This is a genomic window from Phaeobacter sp. G2, assembly GCA_025163595.1.
Classification (GTDB): Bacteria; Pseudomonadota; Alphaproteobacteria; order Rhodobacterales; family Rhodobacteraceae; genus Pseudophaeobacter.
On record CP104100.1, the window covers coordinates 2,944,880 to 2,963,086 of the forward strand.

Genomic DNA, 18,207 nt, shown 5'->3' on the forward strand with positions numbered 1-18,207 from the left:
GTCCGGCGGTTGTGCGCGGTTTTTTACCGCATCTCCTGCGCCGGTTTCACCCCTAGAATACCAAGACCGGCGGAAATAACAATGGAAACGCTGCGCGCCAGCGCCAAATTGGCATGTGTTGCCGTTTCGCTGCTCTCGTTAACAAAACGTAAACCAAACTCAGTTTTGCCAAGGTGGTACAGACCATGCAGCTCAGAGGCGAGATCATAGAGATAAAAGGCGACCCGGTGTGGCTCGTTTGTGCGGGCGGCAATTTCAATCTGACGTGGCCATTCTGCCAGCTTTTTGATCACTGCCAGCTGCGCCGGGTGTGACACCTCGGCCAGATCTGCAGCGGCAAGGACCGGATCACTGGTGGCGATCCCGGCTTCCTCTGCCTTGCGCAGGGTCGAACAGATCCGCGCATTGGCGTATTGCACGTAGAAGATCGGATTATCCTTGGATTGCTCCAGCGCCTTATCCAGATCAAAATCAAAGCCCTGGTCGTTTTTACGGGTGAGCAGCATAAAGCGGGTGACATCCGGGCCAACCGCATCAACCACATCGCGCAGGGTGACAAAGGTGCCTGCCCGTTTCGACATCTTGAATTCCTGGCCATCCTTGAACAGCTTCACCAGCTGGCACAGCTTAATATCCAGTGGCACTTTGCCGTCCGACAAGGCCGAGACAGCCGCCTTCATCCGCTTGACATAGCCCCCGTGATCGGCGCCCAACACGTCGATCAGCTCATCAAAGCCACGGCTGATCTTGTCGTAGTGATAGGCAATATCCGGGGCAAAATAGGTCCAGGCCCCGTCCGATTTTTTCACCGCCCGGTCCACATCATCCCCATGGTCGGTGGATTTGAACAGGGTCTGCTCGCGTGGCTCCCAATCGTCTGGCTTTTTGCCTTTTGGTGGCTCCAGCACACCCTGATAGATCAGGCCCTTGCTTTCCAGCTCTGCCAGGGCGGCCTCGATCTTACCGGTGCCGTAGAGGGATTTTTCCGAATAGAACACATCCATCTTGATGCCCAGCATTGCCAGATCTTCGCGGATCAGCGCCATCATCGCATCGGTGGAGAATTCCCGCACATCCGCCAGCCAGACGTCCTCGGGCTGGTCCACATAGGCATCGCCAACCTTGTCCTTCAGGGCCTGACCAACCGGTACCAGATAGTCGCCAGGATAGGTGCCATCGGCAAAGGCGACCTCCTGACCGTGGGCCTCCTGGTAGCGCAGATAGACCGAACGCGCCAGCACATCGACCTGACCACCGCCATCGTTGATATAGTATTCCCGGGTGACGTCATAGCCAGCATAGCCCAGCAGGGAGGCCAGCGCGTCGCCAAAGACCGCGCCACGGGTATGGCCCACATGCAAAGGCCCGGTAGGGTTGGCCGAAACATATTCGACGTTGACCTTTTTCCCCTGCCCCAGATTGGCACGGCCATAGTCCGTCCCGGCCCCCAGAACCGCCCCCAGCACGCCCTGCCAAACAACCGGCGCCAGCCGCAGGTTCAAAAACCCAGGGCCTGCCACCTCTGCCGAGCTGATCCGTGTGTCCTCTGCCAGTTTGGCGGCCAGCGCATCGGCAATATCGCGGGGCTTCATCTTAGCCGGTTTGGCCAACACCATGGCGGCATTGGTGGCCATATCTCCATGGGCCGCATCGCGCGGTGGCTCAACCGCGACATTTGCAAAGTTGAGCCCCTCGGGCAATGCGCCCTCAACGGTCATGGCAGTGAGGCTGTCGATGACAAGCGCGCGGATATCGGAAAAAAGGTTCATCTCTGGCGTCCCATTGGTTCGACTTTGCGGCTTATCATGCCTAGCTCAATGGTCAACCATTCTGTGGCGCAAGACCAGCCCACAGCCGCTGCAACAGGGCACAATAGGCGCATCTTTGTCCAAAGCCCTGCGCCCTGCGCCCTGCGATCAAAGCGGCCCCGCCCTCAAAACGCCACTTGACCCACAGGGGCATCGCCCCAGGCGCTGATTTTGTAGCGCCGCAAAGAGGCGACATAATAGGGATCCGACAGGATCAAGCGTTCCACATCCGCCCGGGTATCCGCCTGCACAGTCCAGATGGCACCGGGAAAGTCCTGCATCGGTTGCAGGGCCAGCGGCCCGCCAATGTTCAGCTCTGGGCGACTGCGCACAAAGGCAATATGGGCAAGACGGCGGGGTTTATCCCCCCGGATACGGGCCATTTCAGAAGCGTCCTGAAAGGTAACAGTCCAGTGTTTCATCGCGCGCGCCGACCTTTGCTCTGTGATCTCGCCATAAAAAACGGCCTGTCAGCGCCAGATCATAGGGCCAGATTTTTCCACTGTTAAAGCCAGCGCCTTGTGCCTTGTCTCCCCAGTGCCCCTTTTGCGGCTACTAGGCCAGCTTGCCCTCGCGGGTCAGCTGCTCGTGCAGTTGCAGCGCAAACCGGTCCGTCATACCTGCGATATAGTCCGAGGTAATCCGCGCCAGCGCCGTCTGATCCGCAGCGGCGGTGATCTCCTCATGCCATCGCTCCGGCATCTGTAGCGGATTGGCCAGAAAGTAAGGAAACAGCGCCGCAACAATTTCTGCCATTTGAGTGCGCACCTCCATCACCGAGGGGGCGCGGTACATGTGGCGGAACAAAAAGGCGCGGATCTCTTTCAAATCCCGCCACAGATCAGGCGAAAAGGCCACCACCGGGTGCCCCAGGGCACGCACCTCTTCGACGCTTTGAACGCCGCTCTCACGCAGGTTTTTGCGGGTTGTATCAATCACATCCCCAACCATGACGCCAAAAACCCGGCGCAGGGCCTCGTGACGGCGGCGCAGGCCGTCAAGCCCGGGGTATTTCTGATCGACCTGATGATAGGCGGCAGCAATGATTGGCAGATGGGCAATATCCGCATCTGAAAACAGCCCAGCGCGCAGCCCATCGTGCAGGTCGTGATTGTTATAGGCAATATCATCCGCCAGGGCCGCCACCTGGGCCTCGGCGCTGGCATGGGTATGCAGCTCCAGATCCATCGCAGCGTTGCATTCGGCCAAGGCCCAGGGCAGCTCGCCCACCACCGGCCCATTGTGCTTTGCAATGGCTTCAAGCGTTTCCCAGGTCAGGTTCAGCCCATCAAATTCGGCATAGTGACGCTCCAGACAGGTGACAATGCGGATCGCCTGGGCGTTGTGATCAAAGCCACCATAGGGCTGCATCAGCGCATGCAGCGCATCTTCGCCGGTATGGCCAAAGGGCGTGTGGCCCAGATCATGGGCCAGCGCCACGGCCTCGGTCAGTTCCTGGTTCAGCCCCAGGGCCGCAGCAATTGTGCGCCCCACCTGGCCGACCTCGATCGAATGGGTCAACCGGGTGCGATAGTTATCCCCTTCGTGCTCAACAAAGACCTGGGTTTTGTGTTTCAGGCGCCGAAAGGCGCTGGCATGGATGATGCGATCCCTGTCGCGCTGATAGGGAGAGCGAAAACTGCTTTCCTCCTCAGAGATCAGTCTGCCCCGGCTTTGATCCGGCTTGGTGGCAAAAGAGGCATGCATGACTAATCTTTCTCCCGTTAAATCTTGTCGTCTGGGTCGCACCTTTCTATATAATGGAATGCGCTGCAATACAGCACCGGGAGACACCACATGAACCTGCCACCAAAAGTGACCGAACGGGCCTTTGCCCGCCTGACCGAAATTGGCGCCGCAACCCAAGGCCAGGCGCTGCGGATTGCTGTCGAAGGCGGCGGCTGCTCTGGTTTTCAGTATGAGATCGGCCTTGATACCCCCAGCAAAGATGATCTGGTGCTTGAAGGTCAGGGCGAAAAAGTCGTGGTTGATACCGTATCGCTGCCCTTTTTGGAAAACGCCGTAATTGATTTCACCGAAGAGCTGATTGGCGCGCGGTTCACCATCGAGAACCCAAATGCCTCGTCCAGCTGCGGCTGCGGCACCTCATTTTCGATGTAACAGCCACCGCGTGATCGCCTCACCAGGCGCGCTGCTGCTGCGCGGTTGCGCAGCGTGGCAAGGGGACTTTGTTAGGCAGCCACCCGCTGCCTGACACCGGGCTGCACCACCTGCCCCCGCAGCAGGAACAGGCCAGAGCCAATCACGATAAGGCCGCCAATCCAGGTGCCCTGGTTCGGCATTTCGCCAAACACCCAAGCCCCGATTGTCAGCATCCAGACAAATTGCAAATTCATCAAAGGTGTGACCACATAGGCAGGCAGCAGGCGCAGGGCCGCCACTGCCAACCAGCGGGCGACAAACAGCAGCACGGCATAGCCCAAGGCCCATCCCATATCTGCAAGGGGCATCGGCTGCCAGACAAAGGGCAGCAGCGGCACCAACGCAAGGCAAAGCACTAGATTGGGATAAAAAACCTGTGGCAACAGGTTGTTATCATAGCGGCTGATATAGCGCGCCAGTACCATCGAAAACGTCCCCCAAGCCGCCCCCGACAAAGCCAGAACATGTCCCCCTTTGATTGAGGAAACACCGCTGGGAAACAAAAACAGCACCCCAACAAAGCCCATCCCCAGGGCAATCCAGGCCGCAGCACTGATCCGCTCTTTCAGGATCAGCCCGGACATAACCCCTGCCATCAAGGGCATCAGGCCAATAAACAGGAAAACCTGCGCAAAAGGCAGCAGGCGGAACGCATAGAAAAAACAAATGGCCCCCAGCAGGGCGCCCAGACTTCGCAAGCCCATCGCACGCGGGCAGGCCGTTCGCCACGGCAGGGATGTTGCGAGCAGGTGTTTTGCACGGCTTACAAAGGATGGGGTTTGCCCCCCTGCCCCCGTCCTGCATCCCAGCAGGTGATCACGTGGCAGGAACGGCACAGCGCGCTTGTCGTCTCGAACCAGGCACAGCCAGTTGACCAGGACCGACAGCGCAGCGACCACGCCCCCGGAGAGCACATAGATCTGCGCCGCTTCATAGCCGCCTGACAAAAGTTTGATGATCCCATCCGCAGAAGAGATAAAGCCGGTGTACCCCACGATCATAATCGCACCCAGAACTGGCGTTGAAATACCCCTCATGCGTTTTTAACCCGCGCAACTGGACCACCTGCGATGCCCCTGCGGGCAAAGGCCTCAAAGAAGGTCTCAAAACCAGCAGAGCTGCGCTCGGCGGCACAGAGCACCTCATAGGTGCTTTCACTCAAGCGGGCCGATATCTGCGCGCGCAAGGCCTGCCAGTCTCCCGCTTGTGCGCCGACCTGAAACACCGCTTGCGACAGCTGATGCAGCACCCCCTGCTGGGCAGGGCGTTGGAATCGCAGCGCGCCTTTGGGAATCCTTTCGTCAAAACAGGATCCCGCGCAGAGCGCCTGATGCCAGCTGCTGACCACATACATGTGATAATCGTCCCGGCTCAGCGGCGGAGCAGCGGCTTTATCCGCCTCAAGCAAGGCAAATCCCTGATGGTGCCGCGTCAACCAGTCCTCCCAGATCGCCGAGGGCGTTTCACCACAATAGCGCAGCGATACACAGACCTCGGACAGAAGGTCAGCGTCTTGATCCAGAAAGGCAAGCAGCCCGACATGGGTCAGACTTTGAACAGCGGCCGGTGAAAGCTCTGGCGCCCTGCGCCCATAGTCACTCAGATAGAACACAATATGTGTAAGCTCATAAGCGGCCTTGCGGTTGGGTACCGCAAACTGGGCGCTATTGTCGGCAAAGGCGTGCAGCCTTTGGTCCAGTCCGGGAAAATCCAATACCAGCCCACGACGTGCCACCAGTCGGCGGGCCTCTGCGCGTTGCAGGTCGGACACTTCATGGCTTGGCAGATCCTGCTGCATCACCCACTCCGCCAGGGCTTCGCCCCGTCCTGTGGAACTGAGCGGGCCTGCATGTATATTGCCTGTGTCTATGTAGCCCGTGCCTAAATCGCCTGGCTCACCAAGCTCCGTGTCAACAAGGCCAAGATCTTCCAAATCCATACAAATGGATAAAACAAACCTATAATACTGGCGGAAAAAGCAAAGATGGCGGTCCGCGCCAGCATAAAAGGCGCGTAGCGTCTCAAGCGCCGCTGGGTCAATCCCAGCCAGGTCGCGTCGCCCTGCCGCGCCCCCCGTACCAGCGGCCTGCGCAGTACACTCCAGCACATTCAGCAGTTCAGCGTTTTCTTTCAACCAATAGACATCTTCCTGGGCGTGGCGATGACAGGATACCGCCGCGATCAAGTGAGACAGGGAGTCGGCGCGACGCAGCGGCCAATTGCTTTTTGGAAACCTCAGGATCTGCGCCATCGTCGTTTCTTCCTTCTGTCTTTGCCTCGGCTAGATCCAGCCGCATATGTGGGCCGGTCCTGGGACTGGCGCGCCCGCACTTCAGGCGCGCCGTGTTTTTGCCGTTAGCTGCCCGAAGAGAACAACCCTGACAGATCACCACGCACCACAGTTGCCTCTGCAGTGGGCGCAGACCCGGAAGAGAACAGCTCCACCAGCGTCCCAGAGGCCAGATCCCCACGCGCCTGAGGTGCAGAACCGGAGGAGAACAGAGCGGTGCTCTCGCCACTCCAGCAGCTGTGTATTTTTGGTGCCGAGCCAGAGGAGAAAAGCTCTGCCCCGTCGCCGCAGAACAGGCTGCCGCCTTTTGTATCCGCCTCAACCTCAGCCAAAGCCGAGGAGAACGTCGCCGTGTGAGTTTTGTGCAAAGCAGTCATTGGAACCTCCGTTAAATTGTGAGTAGTCACCCCAAAACGCTGGCACGGTATTTCCGGTCTGAAAACAGAGTATTTCAATTTTAAGTTGCCAGTCAAAGGATACTCACCTTAACTTTCATTCAGATTTAACTGTTCTTTTTCAGTTAACTAAATCAATCCCCATGCGGGCAGGCATTTTATCCACACCCATGTAGATGCAAGACATACACCTCCCGCCAGGATTGCAATCCGCAGCCCTGCAAAGCAGCTATTAAGATCTCCCAAAAAGCCACAGTCTGATTCGCCCTTTCTCCCCCTCTTGCTCCAGGCTCTCTATTGGGCGATAGATCAGCCAAAGCACCCAAACCGCAGTGGCAGGAGACGCAGATGAAGATCGCCAGTTTCAATATCAACGGCATCAAGGCCCGCGCCGCCGCTCTGCCCCAGTGGCTGGATGAGGCCAATCCCGATGTTGTCCTGCTGCAGGAAATCAAATCCATCGACGAGGCCTTCCCCCGTGAGCTGTTTGAAGATCGCGGCTATGCCGTGGAAACACACGGTCAAAAAGGCTTTAACGGGGTCGCTATCCTGTCAAAGCTGCCCCTGGAGGACGTAAGCCGGGGCTTGCCCGGCGATGAGTCCGACCTGCAGGCCCGCTGGATCGAAGCGACCGTTGTCGGCAAGCAAGCCCTGCGCATTTGCGGCCTTTACCTGCCCAATGGCAATCCAGTTGAACTCACCCCCGAAGGCCGCCCTGTGCCCGGGGGCAAATACGCCTATAAGCTGGACTGGATGGAGCGGCTGCACGCCCGTGCGCGGGATTTGCTGGACAGTGAAATGCCGGCTCTGATGGCAGGAGATTACAACATCATCCCTCAGGCTGAAGATGCCAAACGTCCCGAGGCCTGGCGGGAGGATGCATTGCACCGCCCCGAAAGCCGCGCTGCCTACCAGCGGATCGTCAACCTGGGCTTTACCGAGGCCTTCCGGGCACGGCACCAGGGGCCGGGGCATTATTCCTTCTGGGATTACCAGGCTGGTGCCTGGAACCGGGACGACGGTATTCGTATCGACCATTTCCTGCTCAGCCCACAGGCGGCAGACCTGCTGCAGGATTGTCAGATCGACAAAGAAATCCGCGGTCGCGAAAAACCCTCCGACCATGTGCCGATCTGGGTAGAGCTGGACCTTTGAGCGCTCCCAATCCCCGCTCCGGTCGCGGGGATTGAGCAACCAAACTGGATCATTTTGCGCCGCGCGCCAGCGCGGCGCCGGGCCCAACGGGAGGCCGGGCCGCCTGTCGGCCCAACTCCGGGCGGGAGCCCCACTTTGCTCTATGATATAGCTCGCTCTAGGCGAGGCGCATTAGCCTGTTTGCAAGTGCTTCCCCGGGCAGTAACTGCAGGTCAGCCCTGTTTGGTCACGTCGTGACGGTAGATCCAGTCAAACTGAGACACCATTTTCTGGGGCGCAAAACGGCCTCCCAGTTTCAGGATCTGATGCGCAGGCCAGCTGAATGGCGGGCGCAGATGATACTTCCAGGCATTCCGACTGGCAGCCCCCACCACCTTGGTTGTCCGGTCTTGCCGGTGTATTTGATAGGTTTCCAAGGCAGCCGGAATATCGCCAGACTGCGCTACCAACGCCTCGCCGAGCACCCAGGCGTCTTCCAGGGCCAGATTGCCGCCCTGGGCCATAAAGGGCAGGGTTGGATGCGCTGCGTCACCCAGCAGGGCAACCGCCCCGCGGTGCCAATGGGGGGCAACCGGGTGGCGGAACAATCCCCAAAGCGCGCAGTCCTGCACCTGCGACAACAGCTGATGGGCTTCGCCGCCAAACCCGGCAAAGGCGCCGCGCATGTTTTCCGGGTCATCCGGCAAATGCCAGCCCTCTTCCGCCCAGGCCCGGCGTTCCTGTACCGCCACCAGGTTGACCATCGCGCCATCGCGCAAGGGATAGGCCACCAGATGGCAGCCCGGACCCATAAACACCTGAGCCTCAGCAGGCAATTTGCTGTGATTGGGCACAATCGCGCGCCAGGCCACCTGCCCGGTAAAAAACGGCTGGCTTGCCACGTTCAGCGCGCGGCGGGCCTGCGAATGCAGCCCATCCGCGCCGATCACCAAGTCTCCACCGCACTGGGCACCATTGGCAAGATGCACGATGGGCTTTGGCCCGCAGTCAACCCGCTCGACCTTTTGCAGCAGGCGCACCTGAACCCCGGCCTCGCGGGCAGCAACGACCAGAATTTTGATCAGGTCCGCACGATGGACAAAATAGTAGCGCAGATCGGCGGCATACTGATCCAGATCCAGCCGCAGCACCTCAGCGCCGTCACGGTGAGCGCGCAGCACCACCGCCTTGGCGCGTTGCGAAGACCACGCCACGGCATCATTCAGCTTCAGAGCCGTCAGAACCGCCAGACCATTGGGCGTGATCTGCAGGCCGGCCCCCACTTCCGAGACCGCCTCGGATTGTTCCAGCACAGTGACCTGCGCACCTTTGCGCTGCAGGATCAACGCGGCTGCCAGGCCGCCGATCCCTGCACCAATAATGGTCACATTGAGATGTCTCAGTGTCGTTGCTGTCTGCTGTGTTTCGCTCATGCCATGTCCATAAACGAAAATCGCCGGAGCAACAGGCCCCGGCGTGATGGTTTTTCTACATTCGTTCAGAAATCAATCGTCGCGATGGACTTTCTCGCGGCGTTCGTGACGTTCCTGCGCTTCAAGGCTCATCGTTGCGTTGGGACGCGCGTCCAGACGTTTCAGAGAAATTGGCTCCCCGGTCACTTCGCAGTAGCCGTATTCGCCCTCTTCAATCCGGCGAATTGCCGCGTCGATTTTGGAAACCAGTTTACGCTGGCGATCTCTGGTCCGCAATTCCAGTGCCCGGTCCGTTTCTTCACTGGCCCGGTCTGCAACATCTGGAATATTGCGGGTATTGTCTTGCAGCCCTTCGATTGTATCGCGGCTTTCAGCGAGCAGATCCTGCTTCCAGTTCAGAAGTTTACGACGGAAATACTCAAGCTGCCGATCATTCATGAAAGGCTCATCTTCGGCCGGACGGTAATCTTCCGGCAGAAACATTTCTTGTTTCATTTCGGCTCCTTCGGTCTCGCCCATTCTGTAGGTCTCTTCAGTCTTCGCCATACATCCTGGCTCCCCATGCCGCTGCGTTTATCCCCTGACAAGCCGATTGTCACTACACAATAGTAAACAGACCGGGTTAAAACCCTCCTAAATGCGCCAGATCGCGAGAAAGCAAGCAGGGGATGTATATAAATCATGCAGTTTCAAGGCACTAAAGACTACGTCGCCACCGACGACCTGAAAATAGCAGTTAATGCAGCTGTCACACTGGAGCGCCCGCTTCTGGTCAAGGGCGAACCGGGCACCGGCAAGACCGAATTGGCCCGGCAAGTGGCCGAGTCCCTGGGGCTGAAAATGATCGAGTGGAACGTCAAATCCACCACCCGCGCCCAGCAGGGCCTGTATGAATACGATGCGGTCAGCCGCTTGCGCGACAGCCAGCTTGGCGAAGAGCGCGTGCATGACGTCAAAAACTACATCAAAAAAGGCAAGCTCTGGGAAGCCTTTGAAGCGGACGAAAAGGTCGTGTTGTTGATTGATGAGATCGACAAAGCAGATATCGAGTTTCCAAACGACCTGCTGCAGGAACTCGATAAGATGGAGTTTCACGTCTATGAGACCGGTGAAACCATCCGCGCAACCAACCGCCCGATCATGATCATCACCTCCAACAACGAAAAAGAGCTGCCCGACGCCTTTTTGCGCCGCTGTTTCTTCCACTACATTCAGTTCCCTGACGCCGCGACCATGAAAAAGATCGTTGCGGTGCACCATCCGGACATCAAGGAATCGTTGCTAACCGCTGCGCTGACCCAGTTCTACGAGATCCGCGACACCGCCGGTCTGAAGAAAAAGCCCTCCACCTCAGAGGTGCTGGACTGGTTGAAGCTGCTATTGGCCGAAGATCTGAGCCCGGAAGACCTAGCCCGCAACGGCGCCGATGCGTTGCCAAAACTACATGGTGCGTTGCTCAAGAACGAACAGGATGTGCATCTGTTTGAACGCCTGGCCTTCATGGCGCGCGGCCGCAAGTAAAGGCGCCTTGATCCTCAAAACGCCGGCCTGGGATCACCGCCCTGCACTGTTTTGAGGATCAGGCCCTGGCTGAGACAAAACCGCCAGGTTTCTTTCAGCTGCCTCTGTCTCTTCAAATTTGCGCCCCATTGCCCTATCACTTTGGCACGGATCTAATGACCGGGTGCCCTTTGCGCCGCTTTTATGACCCTTGCTGGAGCCCCGAGTGATTCCCCTGAGATTTCAATTTGCTCCCACTGCCCCTGCCAAGCCACCTCGCGGTGCGGTGCGGCCTGTTGTTCTGGCCCGGCTCGTGCGGCTTTTATTGCCGCTGGGCTTAGCCACCCTTATTGCTGCCTGCACCCTTCCAGCGGCGCATAAGACTCCCAGTCGCGCAGCTTTGGCCACCAGCAATCTGCCTGCCGCCAAGGCCTTTTCAGCGCCGCGCCCGCGGGCGCCGCAGCGCTCTAACCGCGATATTGCCCGCGATTTTCTAGATCTACATTTCCGGCTCGAAGGCGGAACCAATTTGCCGGTCTTCACCCGGTTTGAGCGCCCCATCCGTTTGCGGGTGGTTGGCAATCCCAGCGCCGGCTTCCAAAGAGATCTCAGCCAACTGCTACAGCGTTTCAAGCGCGAGGCAGGGATCGATATCCAGCGAGTCAACAGCGGCCCGGTGGAGATCACCGTACAGGCGGTCTCCAGCCGCGCGATCCACCGTGCCCTGCCCAAAGCCGCCTGTTTTGTAGTGCCAAATGTGGATTCACTGGCCGAATTGCGCCGCAAACGACGCAGCCCCGATACCGATTGGTCACGCCTGCGCAGCCGTGAACGGCTGGCGGTGTTTGTGCCCAATGACATCAGCCCACAGGAAACCCGCGATTGCCTGCACGAGGAGCTGGCCCAGGCCATCGGGCCGCTGAATGATCTCTATCGCCTTTCAGATTCCGTCTTTAACGACGACAATGTGCATACCGTGCTCACCGGGTTTGACATGCTGGTGCTGCGCGCCACCTATGCGCCAGAGCTGCGCACCGGCATGAGCCGCAGTGAGGTCGCCGCCATTTTGCCGGGGCTATTGTCGCGGCTGAACCCCGCAGGCAATTCCATTGCCTCTCGGGCGCTGCCCGCCACGCCGCGCAGCTGGATCAACGCGATAGAAACCGCGCTTGGCCCCGGCAGTGGTTTCAGCAGCCGCAAACGAGCCGCAAACCAGGCCGTAGTTCTGGCGCAGGAACTGGGTTGGTCCGATCACCGCCGCGCCTATAGCCACTATGTTCTGGGGCGCATGATCCAGGCAAACGAGCCGGAGCTGGCGCAACGCCATTTTCAAACCGCGCTTGATTTCCTGAGACAGACCCCAGGCAGCGACCTGCACCAAGCAGTGATCCGCCCGCGTATGGCAGCCTATTTGATTGCCCGCGGCGACGGCGAAGCCGCCCTGCAACAGATCAACCCTGCATTGCCTGTCGCCAGCCGCTTTGAAAACGCGGCCCTGCTGGCGACATCCCTGCTGATCAAGGCCGAAGCCCTGGATCTATTGGGCCAATTTGCCACTGCCAACACGGTCAGACTGGACAGCCTTGGATGGGCGCGGTACGGGTTTGGCCCGGATTGGGCGGTGAAAGCCAAGATCCGCGAAGTCGCGGATCTGCGTCCCTCGCCCAACTGAGACAGCTACAGACATCGGCGCAAACTGCTGCGCAAAAACAGGCGGAAAGAACATGATCGTAATTGGTGCAGTCCTGCTGGGCATTCTGCTGGGGGTCTACAACGCACGAAAACGTGGCGGCAATACTGCCGATTTGCTGCAATATGGCGCTGTCTATGCCATCGCCTTTGGTATTGTGGGGGTCATCGCCACCATCGTGATCCATCGCATGCTGGCCTAACCCGTCGCGAAAGGCTCCTTCATGTTTCAGCCCTTTTTTGAAAATCTGCGCAAGGCCGCTATCCCGGTGTCTTTGCGCGAATACCTCACCTTTCTGGAGGGGATGAAAAAGGGTCTTGTGACCTATGACATCGAAGCCTTCTACTTTCTCGCCCGCTCAGCCATGGTCAAGGATGAGCGCAACATCGACAAATTTGACCGCGCGTTTTCGGCCACCTTCAAAGGCCTGGAAGCCATCCCGAATTCAGCAGTGATGGATGCGGTAGACATTCCCGAAGACTGGCTGCGCAAGATGGCTGAAAAGCACATGAGCGCGGAAGAAAAAGCCGAGATCGAAGCCATGGGTGGCTTTGACAAGCTGATGGAAACCCTGAAACGGCGGCTGGAAGAGCAAAAAGGCCGCCATCAGGGGGGCAGTAAATGGGTCGGCACCGCCGGCACCTCGCCCTTTGGTGCCTATGGCTACAACCCCGAGGGGGTACGGATTGGCCAGAAAGAAAGCCGCCATCAGCGCGCGGTCAAGGTCTGGGACAAACGTGAGTTTAAGAACCTCGACGGGGATGTTGAACTTGGCACACGCAATATCAAAGTGGCGCTGAAACGCCTGCGCCGCTGGGTCCGCGAGGGCTCCCATGAGGAGCTGGATCTCGACAACACCATCCGTGCCACCGCAGAGCATGGCTATCTGGATGTCAAAACCCGCCCCGAACGCCACAATGCTGTGAAGGTGCTGCTGTTTCTGGATGTTGGGGGATCAATGGACCCCCATATCAAGGTGGTGGAAGAGCTGTTCTCTGCCGCGCGTACAGAGTTCAAACATCTGGAGTATTTCTACTTCCACAACTGCCTTTATGAAGGGGTCTGGCGTGACAACCGGCGCCGCTGGGATGCGCAGATGCCCACTCATGAGGTGCTGCGGACCTATGGCCCAGACTATAAATGCATCTTTGTCGGGGACGCCTCGATGTCCCCCTATGAGATCGCTTATCCCGGTGGGGCCAATGAGCATTGGAACCAAGAGGCCGGTCAGGTCTGGTTGCAGCGCGCGCGGGAGCAGTGGAAGAGCCATCTCTGGATCAATCCGGTGCCAAAGACCCATTGGGATTACACCCATTCCATTGGCATGGTGCGTGAAATCTTTGAGGATCGCATGGTGCCAATGACCCTGGATGGGCTGGAAAGCGGCATGAAAGAGTTGACGCGCTAGCGCCTGTTAATCCACCCATCTGCATAGCTGTAGTTAGGTTCCAAACAGAGTGCCCTTTGGGCAAGGCCTGTGGCCTGAGTACTTATATTAAGATGAAACCGGCGCCGGGCTGTTCCCCACGCACCTTGCCTAGACGCAGGCTTACCGCGCTGAGTGAAACCTTTAGTCCAGTTCCGTCCAGGGCCACGGCTTCACACTGCTCGCCACCATTTGATAGCGCGCCGCCTTGGCGATCCAGATGCCCAGATCGGTGCCAAAATCTGCCAGGCGCGGATTGGGCTCCTTTGTGACGGCCAGGATGATGAATTGCAGCACCGTGGCTGTTGCCAGCACAGTCTGCGCTACCGAGATCATCACGGCGATCAGGATCATATAGATCAAACGCGTAAGAAGGCTTTCCTTCTCTTCTGGTTCGAACTGTTCGCCATGCAAACGGCCATTGATATCTTCTGGTTCAGCCACGACACCCTCGCTGTTTGGTCACAGAATTCCCCCATCCTTAGCCACTAAGCCCCATACCGCAACCACAGAAATATCTGCAGCTGCCGCTCAGCTACCAAAAACCCATCGCCTGCCCCGGTCTGTGGCGGGATTGCAAAGGCTCCCTTGCTCTGCAGAGGATTCGCCCCCATATCTGAGGGATGCTGCGTTTTACCCCCATCCTGCTGGCTGTGATCTATGGCCTCGTCTCGTACCGGATTTCTGTCTGGCGCACCCACCGCGAGCTGGACGCCCGCTCGACCGAGTTGGCTGATGCCAAACTGCGTCGTTTGACCGATCGTATGGCAGCAGCGCTGGAGATAGACCGCATTCCGGTGTTCATCTACGAGGTCGAGCCGGTAAATGGCCTTGCCGCCCCGGATGGCCGGATTTTCATCACCCGTGGATTTTACCAGAAGTACCAAAATGGCGAAGTCACCGAAGCCGAGCTTGCCTCGGTTATCGCCCATGAGCTGGGCCATGTGGCGCTGGGACACGCCAAGAAACGGGTCATTGATTTCTCTGGGCAAAATGCCCTGCGTACCGCGCTGATGATGATCCTGGGGCGCTATATCCCTTTTGTCGGCCCCTGGATTGCCGGGATGCTGGCCAATCTGCTGGCAGCGCGCCTGTCGCGCAGTGACGAATATGAGGCCGATGAATATGCGGCTGCCTTGCTGACCAAATCCGGCATCGGCCTGGAGCCACAAAAGGCCCTGTTTCGCAAACTCGAAGCGCTGACCCAGGCGCGGGCGGGCATGGCCCCGGCCTGGTTGATGTCACATCCCAAGACAGAAGAGCGCATTGCCGCGCTGGAACGGCTGGAGGCGGACTGGCAACGCGCCTGACATCACGTCATTTTGCCGCCGCCCCTTGCCATTTCTGCGCAGAATGCCCAAATCACAAGTTCCCGTGACTGGAAGCCTGATTGGACCCCTGATGCGCTATTCTCTTCTTGACCTTGCTCCGGTGCCCGAGGGCAGTGAAATCCCGCAGTCGTTGCAGAACAGCACCGATCTGGCGCGTCAGGCCGAGGCCTGGGGCTATCACCGCTACTGGCTGGCGGAGCATCACAACATGCCCGGCATCGCCAGTGCCGCCACCGCAGTGCTGATTGGCCATATCGCCAGCCAGACCAAATCCATTCGTGTGGGCGCTGGCGGCATCATGTTGCCCAATCACGCGCCCTATATGGTGGCAGAGGCCTTTGGCACCCTTGCGGCGCTCTATGGTGATCGCATTGACTTAGGGCTGGGGCGCGCACCCGGCACCGACATGCAGACCGCCCGCGCCCTGCGCCGTGGCATGGCAGCGGGGGCTGCGGATAGCTTCCCGCAGGATGTGATTGAACTCATGGGTTTTCTTGGTCCGCTGGATCCACAGGCAAAGGTCCGCGCCTTTCCCGGACAAGGCAGCAATGTCCCGGTCTGGATCCTCGGCTCCAGTCTCTATGGTGCGCAACTGGCGGCACAGCTGGGCCTGCCCTATGCCTTTGCATCGCATTTTGCACCGCAAGCCCTGGACCAGGCGCTTGAGGTGTACCGCCGTGCCTTTCGCCCCTCGACCTACCTGGAGAAACCCCATGCGATGATCGCCGTCAATGTGTTTGGCGCCGATACCGACGCCGAAGGCATCCGCCTGCGCACCACCATGCAACAGGCCTTTGCCCGTTTGCGACTGGGCCAACCCGGCAAACTGCCGCGCCCGGTCGATAACATTGAGGACCACTTGCCGCCGCCTGTGCTCGCCGGGGTGAACGAGGCGCTGACGGTTTCCGCCACCGGCAGCCCGGAGACGGTATCGCGTGAATTGTCTGAGATCCTGACGCGCTATGCCCCGGATGAGGTCATCATTACCGGGCAGATCCATGATCACGCCGCCCGGCTGCGCTCGTTTGAGATCGCCGCTGAGGCGTTAAAGCCGCTCTAGAACCGTGCCTAGCCCGCTGCGAGGGCTTTGGCCAATCGCGGCAGCCGCGCCTTTTTCAACAGTGGCCGGATTTCCCAGGCACCGCCGGACAAACGGTTGGCTTCGGCCAAAACCTCGGCCCCTAGCGCCTCCATCAGGGCGGGATCTTTGAGCCAGAGATCATACAGCAGCTGATCGGGACCAATCCGTTCCAGCCCTTCCTCGGCCAGGGTCTGGCGGGGGAAGTCCTTGTTGTTGACCGTGACAATGGCATCCGCATGGCCGGTGATGGCGGCGGCGAGCACATGCACATCCGCCGCATCCGGCAGCCAGAGCCGCGCCTCTACCCCCGGGGCCGGGGCGACCACGGCCTGCGGCCAACTGGCTTTGAGCAGCGCCACTTCAGCGCGGGCCTGCGCCGCGCCCTCTGGCCCCAGTTTCAACGCGGCCCGGCTCCACTCTTCCAGGATACGCGCCGACCACAACGGGGTGAACGCCCCCTGGGCCGCGGCACCGACCAGCATTTCGCGCATCACCGTGGGATATAGCACGCAGGTATCCAGAAGCAGTTTCATCGCTCAGGATCAATCCAGCCGGAAGAAGACGGATTTCAGATAGCCGCTTTCTGCCAGCTGCGGCAATTGCGGATGGTCCGCGCCTGCATAGCCGGTGTGGATCAGCTGTCCGCGACGCCCGGCCCGGCCAATACCGCGCGCCGAGGCATTGCGGAACCGCGCCAGATCGGCGGCGTGGGAACAGGAGCACAGGCCAAGATAGCCACCGGGTTTCACCAGGGGGGCCGCTAGTTTTGCAATCCGCTCATAGGCGCGCAGGCCAGCCTCAAGCGCCTGTTTTGAGGGGGCAAAGGCAGGCGGATCACAGATCACCACGTCAAAGCTGCGTCCCTCTTCCACAAGAGCTGCCAATTGATCAAAGGCATCGCCCTGACGGGCGGTGAAACTCTCACCAAATCCAGAGGCCTGAGCCCCCTGCCCGGCCAGATCCAGCGCCGCCGCAGAGCCATCAACACAGGTCACAGTTCCAGCCCCGGCCGCGCGCATCGCCAGACCAAAGCCACCGACATGGGAAAACACATCCAGCACATCGCCGCCCGACGGCACCAGCCGGGCCGCAAAGGCGTGGTTTTCGCGCTGGTCATAAAACAGACCGGTCTTCTGGCCGCCTGTCAGATCCGCCATATAGGTGGCACCATTCATCTGTACCGGCACTGGCGCGGTGGGAGTCTCGCCCATCAGGGTGAGGCTCTCGTCGTCCAGCCCCTCCAGCCCGCGGGTCCGCCCGGAGGCGTTTTTCAGAATGACCGTACAGCCCGTGACCTCGGCCAGCGCCGCCGTCAGCGGTTCCAGATGGGCCTCGGCCCAGGCGGCATTGGGCTGCACAACGCAGGCTTCGCCAAAACGGTCGATCACCACACCGGGCAGGCCATCGGCCTCAGCATGGACCAAGCGATAGAACGGCGCATCATAGAGTTGCTCGCGCAGGGCAAAGGCCTGGGCAATCCGCGCCTGAAACCAGGCCTGATCAATCACCGCCTGCGGATCGCGGTCCAGCATCCGGCAGATGATCTTGCTGGTTGGGTTGACCGCAACGGTCCCCATGGGCGTCTGCGCCTCGTCCAGCAACACGGCCAGGCTGCCCGGCTCCAGCTTGCGGGTGCGCCGATCGGTAACCAGCTCGTTGGAATAGACCCAGGGAAAGCCGTGGCGCAGGGCGCGGGCATTTGCTTTGGGCAGGAGTTTTACACGGGGGCGCTCTGGCGCGGGGGATGTGGCTGTCATGGGGCTCTCATAGCCCTATCGTGGCAACAGGGAAAGGGGCCTACACAGGCATGCGGCCCCAAAAGGTTTTCACCGGCTGTTGATCCGCCCTAGAATTTAATCAGCGCCTGGATAAGCGCTCCCCCGAGCGACGTGCAGGTGCCAGGATCGCTTGCTCGATCACTTTGGCCAGCCCCCGGTGAGCCGCACGGTAATCTTG

Annotated in this window: 19 protein-coding genes; 8 read left to right on the forward strand and 11 right to left on the reverse strand. The window is 59.5% G+C overall.

All coding sequences use genetic code 11. The features are described 5' to 3' along the window. Positions 1 to 23: 23 nt before the first annotated feature. The 3 genes from argS to N1037_13940 form a co-directional block, all read right to left on the reverse strand. The gene (argS, locus tag N1037_13930; protein UWS78369.1) at positions 24 to 1,769 is read right to left on the reverse strand and encodes an arginine--tRNA ligase; all 1,746 of its coding nucleotides are present in this window, start codon (positions 1,767 to 1,769) and stop codon (positions 24 to 26) included. A 164-nt stretch (positions 1,770 to 1,933) separates the two neighbouring features. Then, positions 1,934 to 2,230, reverse strand: coding sequence for a hypothetical protein (locus N1037_13935; GenBank protein UWS78370.1), 297 nt, complete (start codon positions 2,228 to 2,230; stop codon positions 1,934 to 1,936). 133 nt (positions 2,231 to 2,363) lie between these two features. Next, positions 2,364 to 3,515: a deoxyguanosinetriphosphate triphosphohydrolase gene (locus N1037_13940; GenBank protein ID UWS78371.1), complete on the reverse strand. Its 1,152-nt coding sequence runs from the start codon at positions 3,513 to 3,515 to the stop codon at positions 2,364 to 2,366. Positions 3,516 to 3,605: 90 nt separating this feature from the next. Between N1037_13940 and N1037_13945 the strand changes: the two genes are divergently transcribed. After that, complete coding sequence (locus N1037_13945; protein ID UWS78372.1) at positions 3,606 to 3,929, forward strand: iron-sulfur cluster assembly accessory protein; 324 nt, start codon at positions 3,606 to 3,608, stop codon at positions 3,927 to 3,929. Positions 3,930 to 4,000: 71 nt separating this feature from the next. On the opposite strand, the gene N1037_13950 is transcribed toward N1037_13945, so the two are convergent. From N1037_13950 to N1037_13960, 3 genes are all read right to left on the reverse strand, one after another. Next, positions 4,001 to 5,008, reverse strand: coding sequence for a DMT family transporter (locus N1037_13950; GenBank protein UWS78373.1), 1,008 nt, complete (start codon positions 5,006 to 5,008; stop codon positions 4,001 to 4,003). Next, the gene (locus N1037_13955; GenBank protein ID UWS78374.1) at positions 5,005 to 6,222 is read right to left on the reverse strand and encodes a hypothetical protein; all 1,218 of its coding nucleotides are present in this window, start codon (positions 6,220 to 6,222) and stop codon (positions 5,005 to 5,007) included. The genes N1037_13950 and N1037_13955 overlap by 4 nt, the downstream gene beginning before the upstream one ends. 104 nt (positions 6,223 to 6,326) lie before the next feature. Further along, the gene (locus N1037_13960) at positions 6,327 to 6,638 is read right to left on the reverse strand and encodes a hypothetical protein (protein ID UWS78375.1); all 312 of its coding nucleotides are present in this window, start codon (positions 6,636 to 6,638) and stop codon (positions 6,327 to 6,329) included. Positions 6,639 to 7,004: 366 nt separating this feature from the next. Between N1037_13960 and xth the strand changes: the two genes are divergently transcribed. Further along, positions 7,005 to 7,811 (forward strand): exodeoxyribonuclease III, encoded by an 807-nt coding sequence (gene xth, locus N1037_13965; protein UWS78376.1) that lies wholly within the window; start codon positions 7,005 to 7,007, stop codon positions 7,809 to 7,811. Between the two features lie 212 nt (positions 7,812 to 8,023). On the opposite strand, the gene N1037_13970 is transcribed toward xth, so the two are convergent. Beyond that, positions 8,024 to 9,223: an FAD-dependent monooxygenase gene (locus tag N1037_13970; protein UWS78377.1), complete on the reverse strand. Its 1,200-nt coding sequence runs from the start codon at positions 9,221 to 9,223 to the stop codon at positions 8,024 to 8,026. A 72-nt stretch (positions 9,224 to 9,295) separates the two neighbouring features. After that, on the reverse strand, positions 9,296 to 9,718 hold the full coding sequence (gene dksA / locus N1037_13975) for an RNA polymerase-binding protein DksA (protein UWS81367.1): 423 nt from the start codon (positions 9,716 to 9,718) through the stop codon (positions 9,296 to 9,298). A gap of 186 nt (positions 9,719 to 9,904) precedes the next feature. Between dksA and N1037_13980 the strand changes: the two genes are divergently transcribed. The 4 genes from N1037_13980 (at position 9,905) to N1037_13995 (ending at position 13,821) form a co-directional block, all read left to right on the forward strand. Continuing rightward, positions 9,905 to 10,744, forward strand: a complete 840-nt coding sequence (locus tag N1037_13980) for a MoxR family ATPase (GenBank protein ID UWS78378.1) — start codon at positions 9,905 to 9,907, stop codon at positions 10,742 to 10,744. A gap of 310 nt (positions 10,745 to 11,054) precedes the next feature. After that, positions 11,055 to 12,395, forward strand: coding sequence for a DUF2927 domain-containing protein (locus N1037_13985; GenBank protein ID UWS81368.1), 1,341 nt, complete (start codon positions 11,055 to 11,057; stop codon positions 12,393 to 12,395). Between the two features lie 52 nt (positions 12,396 to 12,447). Further along, positions 12,448 to 12,615: a hypothetical protein gene (locus N1037_13990; GenBank protein ID UWS78379.1), complete on the forward strand. Its 168-nt coding sequence runs from the start codon at positions 12,448 to 12,450 to the stop codon at positions 12,613 to 12,615. A gap of 21 nt (positions 12,616 to 12,636) precedes the next feature. Further along, positions 12,637 to 13,821 carry a VWA domain-containing protein gene (locus N1037_13995; protein ID UWS78380.1) on the forward strand — a complete coding sequence of 395 codons (1,185 nt, stop codon included), beginning with the start codon at positions 12,637 to 12,639 and terminating at the stop codon, positions 13,819 to 13,821. 162 nt (positions 13,822 to 13,983) lie between these two features. Here N1037_13995 and N1037_14000 read toward each other — a convergent pair whose 3' ends face one another. Beyond that, the gene (locus N1037_14000) at positions 13,984 to 14,283 is read right to left on the reverse strand and encodes a DUF4389 domain-containing protein (protein UWS78381.1); all 300 of its coding nucleotides are present in this window, start codon (positions 14,281 to 14,283) and stop codon (positions 13,984 to 13,986) included. A 179-nt stretch (positions 14,284 to 14,462) separates the two neighbouring features. Between N1037_14000 and N1037_14005 the strand changes: the two genes are divergently transcribed. Continuing rightward, entirely contained in the window at positions 14,463 to 15,149 is a 687-nt protein-coding gene (locus N1037_14005; protein UWS78382.1) for a M48 family metallopeptidase, read from the forward strand. 91 nt (positions 15,150 to 15,240) lie between these two features. Beyond that, positions 15,241 to 16,230 carry an LLM class flavin-dependent oxidoreductase gene (locus N1037_14010; GenBank protein ID UWS78383.1) on the forward strand — a complete coding sequence of 330 codons (990 nt, stop codon included), beginning with the start codon at positions 15,241 to 15,243 and terminating at the stop codon, positions 16,228 to 16,230. 8 nt (positions 16,231 to 16,238) lie between these two features. Here the strand turns inward: N1037_14010 and N1037_14015 are convergent, their stop codons facing one another. Both N1037_14015 and N1037_14020 read right to left on the reverse strand, forming a co-directional pair. Next, a complete protein-coding gene (locus N1037_14015; GenBank protein UWS78384.1) occupies positions 16,239 to 16,784 on the reverse strand; it encodes a PIN domain-containing protein in 546 nt (181 codons plus the stop codon). A 9-nt stretch (positions 16,785 to 16,793) separates the two neighbouring features. Further along, positions 16,794 to 18,008 carry a class I SAM-dependent rRNA methyltransferase gene (locus N1037_14020; protein UWS78385.1) on the reverse strand — a complete coding sequence of 405 codons (1,215 nt, stop codon included), beginning with the start codon at positions 18,006 to 18,008 and terminating at the stop codon, positions 16,794 to 16,796. Positions 18,009 to 18,207: the final 199 nt, after the last annotated feature.